A 13,873-nucleotide genomic window follows, 5' to 3' on the forward strand; every position below is an offset into this window, starting at 1 on the left:
AAACAATAATGAGAATTAATATCAATAGATTTAGTTGCATTGTAGTAAACTAATTAAGCAAAGTAAACGATTTGACCCTCATCCATTCACATGGCAACATTAAAAAATTAATTTTTACGGAATAAATATGTCTTCTCTGAGCAAACCGTCTTCTCGCGGTCGCCCACGTACCATCACCCATGAACGCATCATGAATGCTGGGATTGAGATCGGTTTATTGAACCTTACATTTGTTGGTGTTGCGGCTGCACTTGGGGTCAGTCATATGGCGTTATACAAACATATTGCCAGTTTAGAAGACCTCAAATATTTGATTGCAGAAGAAATTTTTATTCGTTGGGAAATACCGCAGCCTTTAGAAAAAAATCCGATTCCATTAAAACAATATCTGTTTGAATTTATGCATTCAATTCGAGAACTGGTGAAGTCCAACCCCGGCTTTACCCCCTATTTAATTCGTCGCATGGCATCTACACCTTCGATGATTACCAAAATTGAAAAACATCATCATCAAGTTGCGGCGGCTTATTCTCTTTCTGAAAAGCAGGCGGGTTGGTTAAATGCAACCATTGCATTTCACTGTATCGCGGTTGCAGATACGATTTATTCTGTGGCGGGTAAAGAACCGATTAAAGACACCCAACGTGCCGCTGAAGAAGCAGAAATGGAGGCAGAATTTATCCAGAGTATGGAAGCATTAATCATTGGGGCATTAACCATGATCAATGAAAGAGATGATTTAAAATAACCAGATATAAAACTTTATTGAATCAGGCTGTCTTTAACAGCTGATTCGCTAAGCTCATTGCAGAATAGCTAAGCTACAAATTAAATTTTTCCTAAATTAAAAAAATCAGTCTTGAATGGGCAAGACTGATTTTTAAAAAAGTATAAAGCATGATGAAAAGAACGTATTTATGCAGATAAATCCACACATAGATATTTCATTTCGAGATATTCATCAATACCAAATTTAGAACCTTCACGTCCTAGACCTGATTGTTTAATTCCACCAAATGGCGCAACTTCATTTGAAATAGCACCAGTATTAATACCAACCATGCCATATTCTAAGGCTTCACCTACACGCCATTGACGTGCTGAACTCTGTGTAAACACATAAGTCGCCAGTCCAAACTCAGTATCATTTGCCATTGCTACGGCTTGTTCTTCATTGCTGAAACGGAATAATGCAGCCAAAGGACCGAAGGTTTCTTGTTTTGCAACGTGCATGTCTTGAGTCACCTCAGTTAACACCGTCGGCTCAAAGAAAGTTCCCCCTAAACTTGAACGTTTTCCACCAATTTTAATCTGTGCCCCTTTGCTGATTGCATCTGCAATATGTGATTGCACTTTAGCAACAGCATCTTCATCAATTAAAGGGCCTTGAGTTGAGCCTTCTTGACGACCATCACCAACTTTTAAGTTCGCCACAGCAGCCGTCAATTTTTCAGCCAATGCATCGTAAATACCATCTTGTACATAGATACGATTCGCGCAAACACAGGTCTGACCACTATTACGGAATTTGCTCAGCATAATGCCTTGTACGGCTTGTGCCAGATTGGCATCATCAAAAACCAATACTGGTGCGTTGCCACCAAGCTCCAGTGATAATTTTTTGATTGTTGGCGCACACTGTTGCATTAAAATACTGCCCACTTGAGTTGAACCCGTAAAACTCAGCTTTTTAACAGTATCACTTTCACACAGTGTTTTACCGACTTCAATTGCATCACCACTGATATGAAGCAATACATCTTGTGGCAAACCCGCTTGCACTGCCAAGACTTCTAAGGCATATGCCGTTAATGGCGTTTGCTCCGCAGGCTTAACCAGCATCGAACAACCCGCAGCAATCGCAGGCGCAGCTTTACGGGTAATCATCGCCGCTGGGAAATTCCATGGCGTAATCGCAGCTGTTACCCCAATCGCTTGCTTAATAATCAGCAAACGCTGATTTGGCTGTGTTGGGGTAAGCACCTCACCATCAATACGACGCGCCTGTTCGGCAAACCAGCGAATAAATGATGCCGCATAAGTAATTTCACCACGTGCTTCCAACAAAGGCTTACCTTGCTCTGCGGTCAAGATTTGTGCGAGTTGCTCCTGATTTTGCAAAATCAAGTTGTACCACGCCCACAACACATCCGCACGCTGCAAGGCTGTTTTTGCTTTCCACATCCTTTGTGCAGCTTGTGAACGGCTAATTGCTTGTTCGACCGCTTGACGATCAGATACTTTCACCCATGCTAATGGCGCATGAGTTGCAGCATCACTCACTTCGATGTAGCCACCATTTAACGGTTGTTCAAAGTGAATATCTGCATGTTGTAATAAATATTTCAAATGATCTTGAAGCATTTCAATCCCCCATTTCTTATGCTGCAACCAGCGTTGCAAACCCTTGTTTTAAAATAGCGAGACCATCTTTGAATTGCGCTGTTGGAATCGTTAATGGGTATAAGAAACGAATGACATTACCATTGCGGCCACAGGTTAAAATCAGTAAGCCATTTTCCATTGCATGCGTCTGTATTGCTTTTGCTTGTTCAGCTGTTTCTAGTTCAATTGCAACCATTGAACCCAAAGCGCGAATATCGGTAACAATGCTGGTGGTGGACTTAATTGTATTTAATACTGAAACCAACTCAGCACCCAATACATTGGCGCGATCACATAGACCTTCACTTTCAATAACATCAATAACTGCATGTGCTGCAGCAACCGCGATTGGATTGCCCGCATAAGTACCACCTAACCCGCCAGGATTCGGTGCATCCATCACATCAGCACGACCAACTACACCTGAGATAGGGAAACCACCACCTAAGCTTTTTGCCATAGTGATGAGGTCGGCTTTAGCTTCATAGTAATTCATAGCAAATAATTTTCCTGTCCGCGCAAAACCAGACTGAACCTCATCTGCGATCAGCAAAATACCATGCAAGTCACATAGTGCACGTAAACGCGTTAAGAATTCCGCTGGGGCCACATTGAAGCCACCTTCCCCTTGCACAGGTTCAAGTACAATTGCAGCCACATCATGTGCAGCAATATCTTCAGCAAAAATATCTTCGATGCTTTGAATTGCGTCATCTATCGTAATGCCTTTCGACGCTACTGGATAACGCGCATGGAAAACGCCTCCAGGCATCACACCGAAATCACGTTTATAAGGTGCTGTTTTACCAGTCATTGCCATGGTCATAAATGAGCGACCGTGGAATCCATTTCCAAAAGTTACAATACCGTGGCGACGTGTATATGAACGAGCAATTTTTACTGCATTTTCTACAGCTTCTGCGCCCGTAGAAAAGAATGAAGTTTTTGCAGGACCATCTATCGGGGCGCGTTGATTAATACGCTCGGCAAGCGATACATAACTTTCGTAAGGTACAACTTGATATGCTGTATGGGTAAATTTTGTTAATTGTTCAGTAACAGCAGCAATAATTTTAGGATGACGATGACCTGTGTTGAGTACCGCAATTCCACCAGCAAAATCGATAAATTGATTGCCTTCAAGATCCCAAATTGTCGCATTTTCTGCTTTCTCCGCATACCATTGACACATGACACCAACTCCTCGAGCTGTTGCCTGCTGTTTACGCGTATTCAAAGCAGAGTGTTTACTGTCCATTTTATATCCTCAATCTTGATTCATACATGATAAAATTTCAGCATCCATATCACCCAATTGATGATATGCAAATGACATGTTGATTTGTCTTATTGTGCGCTTTTATGGGTATGAAACGAGAGCCACTTTAATTAAGTGAGAGAGAGCCAATGTATACACTTGCTCTATTTTTTATAAAATTAAAATTCAATAAATACTGATAAATCTTAGCTTTAAAATTAGCTGATAAACAATGGCACCTTTTAAAAGGGTGCCATTTTTTAAGTTATGCGAAAAAACTAAAAACTATAAATAAACAGTAAATTAAGGAGTTTGCTCTGCCCCGATGCATCTCCCTTTGCTAGAGAATTGGCGTCACCACCAATAAATACATCATTTTTCCCCACGATATATTCTGCTGCTAACGAAAATTGCTTTATGTCCATATGTGCACCAAGGATTTGTCGGGTTGATGTGGCAAAACCTGACTTATTTTTATCAAACACGGTATAGCTATAATAAGGGGTAATATCATAATCTCTATAAAAATCATTGATATGATAATCAATATTCGCTACATAGTAGTTGCTTTTGTTCGCAACAAAATATTTAGATTCAAATGAACCAACCGTTGTATAGTCTGTAGCGTTTAATGACTTGGTATCACTACGATTCTGCCCAGCGGTCAAGGTTAAATTCGCCTTTTGGTAATTTAAGCGACCAAAAACATTCCATGCATGACGATGACCCGTTTGCCCATTGCTATTATTTTCCAAATCCGAATACCAATACGATCCCCCTACATTCAATTGAACAGGATAATCATCGAACTGAATTTTCTGATTAATCCGTGCAAGCCACATATTTTTTTCTTCGATATTCTCTGTCGATGTATCTTCAGGCTCAACATAATTGGCTGCATAACGTGCTGAATCTCCACCACTCCCTGCAAAACTTCCGCCATCACGAGCAAAATAAGCCAAGTCCAAAACAGTATTGGTGCTGAGTTGCTGCTGCCAATTGATTCCTAGATTATGCACATCTTCTAAACCAGCATTGTCCATTAAACTCCCGTACCAACTACTGGTCCAGAAACGACCTATACCAAAGGGCATATCCTGCAATCCAAGCCTAATCCTGCTCGTATCACTTAACTTATAACCAAGATTGGCATTGACCAAAGTTGAAAAATCACACAAGGTATCATTTTGATAGCAACGATATTCCACGCCGCCAAACAAGGTCTTGGCATCATATTTTAAGTCGAGTTTCGCAGCATTAAACTTTAATTTATGGTCACTGTCCGAATAATCTTTATCTTGGTAATTCGCACGTACCCACCCTGATACCGTCAGTTTTCCCAATGCCGTATCAGCATTTCCCCAAGAAAGATCCTCTGCATAAATAGCTGTAGATATTGTCATTAAGCTGAGTAGCGTAACCAACAAAATCAATTTTACTGGAATATCAGGCCTTAGACTCCACTTCTGGCAGTTCAGCATGCCTCTCTTTTTGCTAAATTGATCTTCGCTAAGTGCATCAAAATATGCAGATGGCTGAAGATCATTATTCCAAGTAATTGCCCCTTGTTGCTTATGTGTAAGATCGCTCACTATCCTGTTCATTATATAATCCTATTTTTGTATGTAGACGCATTTCCTCGCGACTGCAAAAAACTAAAACTGATGTAGCCTTGTTGATATTTACGATTCCCTAAGTTTTAGCAGCACAATCTGATCTAAAAAATAAGCTTGATTTTTTTGCTTGGGCTTTTAGTCAGATCTGTGTATATTTTTTTCTGCCATTTACTGGTTGGTGTTTTTAGCCAGAGATGAAGTAAAATTTTACAATCATGGTCTGACTAGATCATTTTGCACGTGTTGACATTGTGCCCACGAGAGCCATTTTCAATTTGTAGGAGAGAGCCAATTGCGTAGCTTGCTTGGAGATTATTTACTACAACGATTGCAGCAAGATATCGATGGAACCTTGCAGTTACGGCTATTTCGCTGCTTACGCAATGCCATAATTGATGGTGTATTGGCACCTAAAACTCGTTTACCAGCATCGCGTGACTTGGCAAAAGAAATTAAAGTTTCTCGCAATACCGTGTTAAGCGCGTATGAACAATTACAAGCACAAGGTTATGTAAATGCCCGTACTGGGCAAGGGACTTGGGTCGCAGACGAATTACCTGAATCTTTTTTAGTCAAAGCAGAAAATCCCCATCAGCCCATTCAAGAAAAAAAATCTCAGCAAAGTTACAGCTTATCTCAACGTGGTTCTTACTTAATCGGTTATTCTGCTGCATCACCCTACCAATGGGGGGCATTTGTACCAGGCGAACCTGATGTAACTGAATTTCCGCATCATATTTTTAGCCGAATTCAGACCCGTTTAAGCCGTGAACCAGAAATTAATCAATTAATTTATAGCAATGCTGGTGGCAGTTTGGAGCTACGTCAGGAACTCGCGGAATACCTCAAAATTGCGCGTTCAGTTCAATGCGATGCAGACCAAATCATCATTACTGAAGGTACCCACCAAGCTATTGATTTAGTTTCGCGAACCTTGACTGATATCGGTGATGAAGTTTGGATCGAAGACCCGGCTTATTGGGGAGCCCGCAATATTCTACGCATTAATGGGGTTAATTTACGTTCATTGCCAGTTGACCAAGATGGGATTATTCCAGACCTTAATCCTCAATGCCCACCTAAGCTGATCTTCGTTACGCCTTCTCACCAGTATCCATTGGGTTCACATCTAAGTCTTGAACGTAGAAAACAGCTGATCGCGTTTGCACGTCAACACCAAAGCTGGATTGTCGAAGATGATTATGACAGTGAGTTCAGATTTTCAGGACAACCCTATCCCTCTTTACAAGGCTTAGAACCAGATTCACCCGTCATCTACATGGGAACATTCAGTAAAACCATTTATCCAGCGCTACGTATTGGTTATTTGGTCGTACCCAAAAAACTGTTTTCACCATTACGCATTGTCTCAGCAGAACTCTATCGAGGAGGACATTTAATCGATCAAAAAGTATTGGCTGAGTTTATTCGTGAGGGGCATTATGGCGCACATATTCGACGTATGCGTTTACTTTATAGCAAACGCCATGCATTTTTAATTGATTTAATTTACCGCCATTTAGGGCAAGATTTCCTACACGAATACAATACAGCAGCAGGTTTACACCTAATTTTAAAATTACCAAGTCACAGTGATGATGTTTTGATTGCCTCGAACGCGCTTGATCAAGGGGTAAAAGTCAGAGCACTGTCACAATACTATACAAAACAATATTCTACTCAACAGAAAGGTCTATTACTCGGTTTCGCCTGTGTTAATGAACAAGCTATTTTTGTCGCTTTCGGTATTTTGCTGAAATGCTTACGTGATGCTGGTATTCCGACACTCAATTATTAAAAAATCAGAGATCCATTAAAATTCCATTTTGAAGTTTAACTTCATTTTTACCCGCGTTAAAACATCAACAAAACCATAGAATATTGTTCATTTTATTGAACAACTTGATTTTTCTGTACATATTTTTTCCTCGCCTTTTTCACATTTTTAAAATAATTGGCTCCTTTGAATAGATAAAAAGTGGCTCTCGTCACCTGATAACAAAAAAGCCAAATTAATCGAATACATAAAAAGTATGTAAACAGTTTAGTCGCCAAAGGGTAATCCTTCCCCTGTTTACAAAACATGCGATTGAGCAAAGTTAACCTCATCTTCATTCAGTGCTTAATCACTTAGCTACATTTCAAAGGATAGATCATTAAAAAATAGCATAGCGCTCAATTGTAATTATATGCTTGATATTAAGGGAAATAATATGACTGGAAATCAATCTACTTCCAAGCTAGATTCGTCACAAGGCTTAAAAAATGGACTTAAATCTCGCCACCTCACCATGATTTCGATTGCCGGTGTAATTGGCGGTGCATTATTTGTTGGTTCGGGAAATGTGATCTACGATGCAGGACCAGCTGCAATCCTTGCCTACACTTTCGGCGGATTATTGGTTCTACTGATCATGCGTATGCTGGGTGAAATGGCAGTACTGAATCCTGACAGTGGCTCATTTTCAACTTATGCAGACCGTGCCATTGGTCGTTGGGCCGGATTTTCGATTGGCTGGCTGTATTGGTCCTTTTGGACTTTACTAATGGGATGGGAAGCCTTTGTTGCAGGCAAAATTCTCAATAACTGGTTTCCATTTATTCCCATTTGGGGCTATATGCTCCTTGTTATTGTAAGTTTAGTTTGGATTAATTTACGTGATGTTAAAAACTATGGCGAATTTGAGTTTTGGTTTGCCTTAATCAAAGTCATTGCCATTATTCTATTCTTGGTGATCGGAAGTTTAGCCATCTTACATATATGGCCTTGGGGTGATGCCACTATGGTCGGTGGTGTTACATATTTAACAGCTGAAGGGTTTATGCCGAATGGCTTTTCTTCAGTCATTACTGCCTTGCTCGGTGTAATGTTTGCCTATATGGGCGCAGAAATTGTGACTGTTGCAGCCGCTGAAACCAAAAATCCAGCCAAAGAAATCCGCAAAGCATCCAACTCAATCGTATGGCGGATCATTTTATTTTATGTCGGCTCAATGTTGATTACTGTTTGCTTAATTCCACATAACAACCCTTTATTAAAAGATCCAACTTGGGGGACTTACAGTGTAACCCTAACAGCACTGGGTATTCCTGAAGCACGCCATATTGTCAATTTTGTGGTGTTGACCTCAGTATGTAGTTGCTTTAACTCGGCGCTTTACACCTGCTCTCGCATGGTATATTCGCTTTCTAAACGAGGAGATGCACCGAAGAGCTTTGCATTGACCAATCGTAATAACAGCCCATGGATTGGTGTCATTTTTTCAAGTCTGTTTTCATTCGTTGCCGTTTATTTTACCGCGACTGAAAGTATGAATATTTATGATGTACTCATGCTGACAACAGGTACAGTATCTCTCTATGTGTATCTTGCAATTGCTTTTTCACAATTAAAGTTGCGTAAAAAACTCGAAGCCGAAGGTGAAAATATTCCATTTAAAATGTGGTTATTCCCTTGGCTGACCTATCTGGTGATTGTCTTTATTATTGGTGCATTAATTACAATGGTTATTGAAGGAACTTATTTTAAAGAAGTTGCATACACCAGTGTACTGGCCTTACTTATCGTAGGCCTTGGGATTTGCGCACAAAAGTTTAATTGGGGCGTTCATCAATCCTTAAATAATAAGGCTTCACAAAACAACGTTAAGCTCAGTGACAATAACTCTTAATACAACAGCAGAGATCAGCTTAAATCGATCTGTGAACAACATTCATATTTGTTCACAGATCATTTTCATTGTGTGCTTGCTGACTCAATATTGGCATTGAATAAAGGCGCATTCGATACTAAGGATGCACAATAATCTTGACCGCAGATTCGTTGTTATGAATCAAGGTTTCAAAGCCTTGCGAAACCAAATCATCTAAAGCAATTCTTTGGGTAATAAAGGGTTCTAAATTAATTTTACCTTGCTCAACCAAGCGAATGGTTTCTTGATGGTCATTGACATAGGCAATCGTGCCGCGAATATCCAGCTCTTTCATCACCACACTATGCACATTAATCGTTGCAGGATGACTCCAGATTGAGACTATCACCACCACACCGGTCGGTTTCATGGCTGCCACCAGTGTATCCATGACCTTATTGACACTACTGCATTCAAAAGCCACATCTACCCCACGGTCTTGGGTGATTTTCATTACTTCAGCCACAACATCCACTTGAGATGGATCTAGCACATAGTCGGCAACACCTGCTTCTAAGGCTTTTTCTTTACGTTTTGCACTGAGCTCGGTAATGATGACTGTTAAGCCTTTGGCCTTTAAAATTGCAGACAATAACAATCCAATCGGACCCGCTCCACCGACCAAGGCAATATCGCCAGACTGAGCCCCGCTTCTCACAAAAGCATGATGTCCGACAGATAAAGGTTCAATCAATGCGGCTTGATCCAAGGGAATTTGGTCAGAAATGGGATGTACCCAACGGCGTTGTACCGCAATTTTTTCAGATAGCCCACCACCGCGACCACCTAGACCAATAAAATTCATATTTTTTGACAAGTGATAATTGTCATGTGGTCCAGTCGGAACATCATCTGCAATGATATAAGGCTCAACCACAACATGCTGCCCCACCTGAATATCATCCACGCCATCCCCGACAGCGTACACCACACCTGAAAACTCATGCCCCATGGTCACGGGTGCAGCTTCACCTGAAATCGGGTGCGGATGACCACACGGAGGAATAAAAATTGGACCATCGATAAATTCATGTAAATCTGTGCCACAAATACCACACCATGCGACTTGGATTCCAACGGTTCCTGGTTGTACCTGTGGTTCTGGAATATCCTCAATACGGATATCCCCTTTATCATAAAAACGAGCTGCTTTCATTGATGCATTCCTCATTCCAGTATTAACGATAAACCATTCCGCCATCGGTCAAAATTGACTGTCCAGTAATATAGTCAGCATCCTCACTGGCTAGAAAAGCAACCAATGCGGCAACATCATTTGGGGTTTCGGCACGTCCTAAAGCAATTCCATCCACATATTTCTGATAAGTTTCACCAACGGGTGTACCAGTGATATCAGCAAAACGTTGATCTATCTCCACCCACATATCTGTACCGACTACACCGGGACAGTAACTATTTACCGTGATACCAGCACTGGCATATTCTTTTGCTGCAGTTTGAGTTAAGGCACGAACGGCAAATTTAGTGGCTGAATAGACACCAAGCAAGGCAAAACCTTCATGCCCAGCAATCGAACATGCATTGATGATTTTGCCAGAATGCTGGCGCTGTTTAAATTTATCGGCAGCGGCCTGAATTCCCCACAGCACACCACCTACATTGATATTCATAATCCGATTAAATTCATCTGGACTCACCTCCGCCAAGGCTTGGACTTGGGCAATCCCTGCATTAATAATAATGATATCAAAGCCATTTAATGTCGATTCTGCATGATCAATCGCACTGCTGATTTGTACAGGATCAGCAACATCTGCAATAAATGTGGTGGCTTTTACCCCAAATGCTTGAATCTCTTGCTGAACAGCAGTTAACTTTTCTTGGTGAAGATCAACCAAGGCAATATGTACGCCCTCTTGTGCCAAGCGTAAAGCAATACCGCGTCCTATGCCCTGTGCGGCACCTGTAATTAATGCGACTTTATTGTTTAGACCTCTAGGCATGTTGCGACTCCTTAAATATGGATTGCACGTTGCATTGCCGATAAAACCGACTCATGCATCGCCTCAGATAACGTAGGATGTGGGAAAATAACCTGTGCTAGGCTTTCATCAGTGGCTTCTAAATATTTAGCGATGGCAAAGCCCTGAATATGTTCAGTGACCTCATGACCCACCATGTGTGCCCCCAACAATTCCCCTGTTTCTTGATTAAAAATAGTTTTTACAAATCCTGTGGTCTCGCCTAAAGCCAAAGCTTTACCATTGGCTTGTAAAGGGAATTTACCTACATTGATTGTAAAACCTGCTGCTTTGGCTTTTTGCTCGCTTAGCCCAATACTTGCCACCTGCGGATGGGTAAAAATACACCCTGGAATTTGGCTACGATCTAAAGCATGTACATGCGTCAGCCCAGCAATTTTCTCCACACATAAAATTGCTTCATGACTGGCTTTATGTGCCAAGCATGGCGCACCTGCGACATCACCAATGGCATACACTCCAACCACATTGGTCTTACACCACGGATCAACTTTGATAAAACCATGCTCAAACTCAATACCCAATGTTTCTAAACCCAGATTTTGAGTATTGGGTTGCACACCGATTGCGGAAAGGACTTTTTCAACAGTGATGGTTTGTACACCTGTTGCAGTTTCAACATGACAATGTACTTGGCCCTTGGCGATTTCGATGTTTTGTACAGCGGCTTCAGTCAAAACCGTCATGCCATGCTGTTCAAATTGCTTTTGCACATATTTGGCAACTTCAATGTCTTCACTGGGTAGGATCTGTTTGGCAATATCAACCAAGGTGACTTGACAGCCTAAGTCCTGATATAAACTGGCAAACTCACTGCCAATGGCCCCTGAACCAATCACCAGAAGTGATTTCGGCAATTGTTCTGGGACTAAAGCCTCTTTATAACTCCAGACATGCTGTCCATCGACAGGAACATGCGCTAAATTGGCGGCTCTAGCACCCGTTGCCACAATAATATGCGGTGCAGAAATCTGTTGTTTTTGCCCCTTTGCATCAGTCAGTTCTAAGCGTTCTTTCGCGATAAATTGAGCGCTTGCATTAAAAACAGTAACTTGATTCTTTTTCAGTAATTGCCCAATCCCTTGTACCAACTGTTCAGACACCTGACGGCTATGACGTACCAGTTGTTGGATATCAAAATCAATCGCCTCCAAAGAAAAACCAAACTGTTGTGAATGTTTAAATTGCTGTGCAAGTGCCGCGCCACTCAATAAAGCTTTGGTTGGAATACAGCCCCAATTTAGGCAGATACCACCCAAATGCTGTTCTTCAACAATCGCTGTTTTTAAGCCCAGTTGGGCTGCGCGAATCGCAGCCACATAGCCCCCTGGACCAGCGCCTATCACAATAAGATCAAATTGTGTGTCTGACATGCTCATGCTCCTACACCAAAATCAATGCAGGATTTTCAACAAACTGCTTAAATTCTGCCAAGAACTGTGCGCCTAACGCACCATCAATCACCCGATGATCACAAGACAAGGTCGCGGTAACCATCTGTCGAATCACGATGTTCTCATTTTCAACAATTGCCCGTTTTTCTGCTGCACCTAGAGCTAAAATCGCACCTTGGGGTGGGTTAATAATCGCGTCAAACTGTTGAACGCCGAGCATACCTAAATTCGAAATACTAAAACTGCCGCCCTGAAATTCATCAGGCGCCAATTTGCCGGTTTTGGCACGTGTTGCAAGATCACGCATATCATTGGAAATTTGTGCCAAAGACTTGGTATTAGCAGCTTTAATGATTGGAGTGATAAGGCCATTCTCAATCGCTACAGCAACAGAGATATCCGCCTGATCAAACTGCAAAATCTGCTGATTCTCTTCATCAAACTGAACATTGACCTGCGGCACTTTGATCAATGCAGCTGCTGCCGCTTTAATCAGCATGTCATTGATTGACAATTTCACTTGCGGCACAGTGGCATTAATTTGCTGACGTAATCCCTGAATGGCATCTACATTTAAATTTACGGTTAAACGGAAGTGTGGTGCATTACGTTTTGCTGCCTGTAAGCGTGAAGCAATGGCTTTACGCATACCATTCATCGCAATGGTGGTCACTTTCGCCGCTTCAGTCAGCTTTACATCAGCGCTATTTTGAGTAGGTGCAGGGTTTTCACGCTGATAAACTGCTTCAACATCTTCCTTACAAATACGCCCTCTGGAACCTGACGCACGGCAGTCATGTAAATTTATGCCCCATTGTTTGGCTAAACGACGTGCAACTGGTGTTGCCAACACTTGGCTATCATCTGCTTTAGATTTCGCCACTTTACCACTCGGTTGCTGTCGAATATCGGGCCATGATCCACCCGCAGCTTGAACTGCGGTTTGAATGTCTTGCACACTGATACGACCTTCACGCCCTGAGCCTGAAACCAGCGCCAAATTCACTTCATACTTTTCAGCCAATTTCAAGGCATGCGGTGTTGCAAAAACATCCTCAACATGTTGGTAACCTTGTAATGCCGCAGGAATTACATAGCCATTTTGGGCAACAGCTTTTGATACCTGCTCAGTACGATTCTGTTTAGGCACAGCTTGTGTCTTGGTTTCAGGCTGAGTTGCCGTCTGCTTTTCATTAACCACTTCGACAGTTTTGCTTTCATTGACAATAGGTGCACCAGCCAAAGATTGAGCAAAGGCATCAATTTCAGCATCAGAAACTTGCGCATCTGCACAAATTGCAATGATCCCGCCAACCACTAAAGTATCGCCATTATTGGCAGTGATTTTACGCAAGGTACTATCAAACGGTGCTTCAAGGACATTGACGATTTTTGTGGTTTCAATTTCACAAATTTCTTGTCCTTTACTAAACTGCTCACCTTCTTGAATCAACCATTGGGCAATGGTGCCCTCTTCCATCGACAAACCCCATTTTGGGATTTCTAAAGTTTTAATTTCGCTCAT

General features: G+C 41.7%; 10 protein-coding genes. 3 read left to right on the top strand and 7 right to left on the bottom strand.

Features of this window, described 5'->3' with window-relative positions:
* Positions 1-127: 127 nt before the first annotated feature.
* Complete coding sequence (locus ASC84_RS07230) at positions 128-748, top strand: TetR/AcrR family transcriptional regulator (RefSeq protein WP_056513063.1); 621 nt, start codon at positions 128-130, stop codon at positions 746-748.
* Between the two features lie 167 nt (positions 749-915).
* On the opposite strand, the gene ASC84_RS07235 is transcribed toward ASC84_RS07230, so the two are convergent.
* From ASC84_RS07235 to ASC84_RS07245, 3 genes are all read right to left on the bottom strand, one after another.
* Positions 916-2,364: an NAD-dependent succinate-semialdehyde dehydrogenase gene (locus ASC84_RS07235; RefSeq protein ID WP_056513066.1), complete on the bottom strand. Its 1,449-nt coding sequence runs from the start codon at positions 2,362-2,364 to the stop codon at positions 916-918.
* 16 nt (positions 2,365-2,380) lie between these two features.
* Positions 2,381-3,643: a 4-aminobutyrate--2-oxoglutarate transaminase gene (gene gabT, locus ASC84_RS07240; protein ID WP_056513068.1), complete on the bottom strand. Its 1,263-nt coding sequence runs from the start codon at positions 3,641-3,643 to the stop codon at positions 2,381-2,383.
* Between the two features lie 278 nt (positions 3,644-3,921).
* The gene (locus ASC84_RS07245) at positions 3,922-5,247 is read right to left on the bottom strand and encodes a hypothetical protein (RefSeq protein WP_227515104.1); all 1,326 of its coding nucleotides are present in this window, start codon (positions 5,245-5,247) and stop codon (positions 3,922-3,924) included.
* Positions 5,248-5,551: 304 nt separating this feature from the next.
* Between ASC84_RS07245 and ASC84_RS07250 the strand changes: the two genes are divergently transcribed.
* Together ASC84_RS07250 and ASC84_RS07260 are read left to right on the top strand one after the other, a co-directional pair.
* Positions 5,552-7,057, top strand: a complete 1,506-nt coding sequence (locus ASC84_RS07250; protein ID WP_056513072.1) for a PLP-dependent aminotransferase family protein — start codon at positions 5,552-5,554, stop codon at positions 7,055-7,057.
* 415 nt (positions 7,058-7,472) lie between these two features.
* Positions 7,473-8,930 carry an amino acid permease gene (locus ASC84_RS07260; RefSeq protein ID WP_056513078.1) on the top strand — a complete coding sequence of 486 codons (1,458 nt, stop codon included), beginning with the start codon at positions 7,473-7,475 and terminating at the stop codon, positions 8,928-8,930.
* 118 nt (positions 8,931-9,048) lie between these two features.
* Here the strand turns inward: ASC84_RS07260 and ASC84_RS07265 are convergent, their stop codons facing one another.
* The 4 genes from ASC84_RS07265 to ASC84_RS07280 are packed head-to-tail and all read right to left on the bottom strand — an operon-like array spanning position 9,049 to position 13,873.
* Positions 9,049-10,107 (bottom strand): 2,3-butanediol dehydrogenase, encoded by a 1,059-nt coding sequence (locus ASC84_RS07265; protein ID WP_056513081.1) that lies wholly within the window; start codon positions 10,105-10,107, stop codon positions 9,049-9,051.
* Positions 10,108-10,129: 22 nt separating this feature from the next.
* Positions 10,130-10,915: an acetoin reductase gene (locus tag ASC84_RS07270; RefSeq protein WP_056513084.1), complete on the bottom strand. Its 786-nt coding sequence runs from the start codon at positions 10,913-10,915 to the stop codon at positions 10,130-10,132.
* An 11-nt stretch (positions 10,916-10,926) separates the two neighbouring features.
* Positions 10,927-12,327 (bottom strand): dihydrolipoyl dehydrogenase, encoded by a 1,401-nt coding sequence (lpdA, locus tag ASC84_RS07275; protein WP_056513087.1) that lies wholly within the window; start codon positions 12,325-12,327, stop codon positions 10,927-10,929.
* Positions 12,328-12,337: 10 nt separating this feature from the next.
* Complete coding sequence (locus ASC84_RS07280) at positions 12,338-13,873, bottom strand: 2-oxo acid dehydrogenase subunit E2 (RefSeq protein ID WP_056513089.1); 1,536 nt, start codon at positions 13,871-13,873, stop codon at positions 12,338-12,340.

Source organism: Acinetobacter sp. Root1280, assembly GCF_001425285.1.
GTDB classification, from domain to species: domain Bacteria; phylum Pseudomonadota; class Gammaproteobacteria; order Pseudomonadales; family Moraxellaceae; genus Acinetobacter; species Acinetobacter guillouiae.

Coding starts and splice junctions, on each gene's coding strand:
- ASC84_RS07235 (WP_056513066.1), bottom strand. CDS start 2,364: ATGCTTCAAGATCATTTGAAATATTTATTACAACATGCAGATATTCAC.
- ASC84_RS07265 (WP_056513081.1), bottom strand. CDS start 10,107: ATGAAAGCAGCTCGTTTTTATGATAAAGGGGATATCCGTATTGAGGAT.
- ASC84_RS07245 (WP_227515104.1), bottom strand. CDS start 5,247: ATGAACAGGATAGTGAGCGATCTTACACATAAGCAACAAGGGGCAATT.
- ASC84_RS07230 (WP_056513063.1), top strand. CDS start 128: ATGTCTTCTCTGAGCAAACCGTCTTCTCGCGGTCGCCCACGTACCATC.
- lpdA (WP_056513087.1), bottom strand. CDS start 12,327: ATGTCAGACACACAATTTGATCTTATTGTGATAGGCGCTGGTCCAGGG.
- ASC84_RS07280 (WP_056513089.1), bottom strand. CDS start 13,873: ATGAGCGAAATTAAAACTTTAGAAATCCCAAAATGGGGTTTGTCGATG.
- ASC84_RS07270 (WP_056513084.1), bottom strand. CDS start 10,915: ATGCCTAGAGGTCTAAACAATAAAGTCGCATTAATTACAGGTGCCGCA.
- ASC84_RS07260 (WP_056513078.1), top strand. CDS start 7,473: ATGACTGGAAATCAATCTACTTCCAAGCTAGATTCGTCACAAGGCTTA.
- gabT (WP_056513068.1), bottom strand. CDS start 3,643: ATGGACAGTAAACACTCTGCTTTGAATACGCGTAAACAGCAGGCAACA.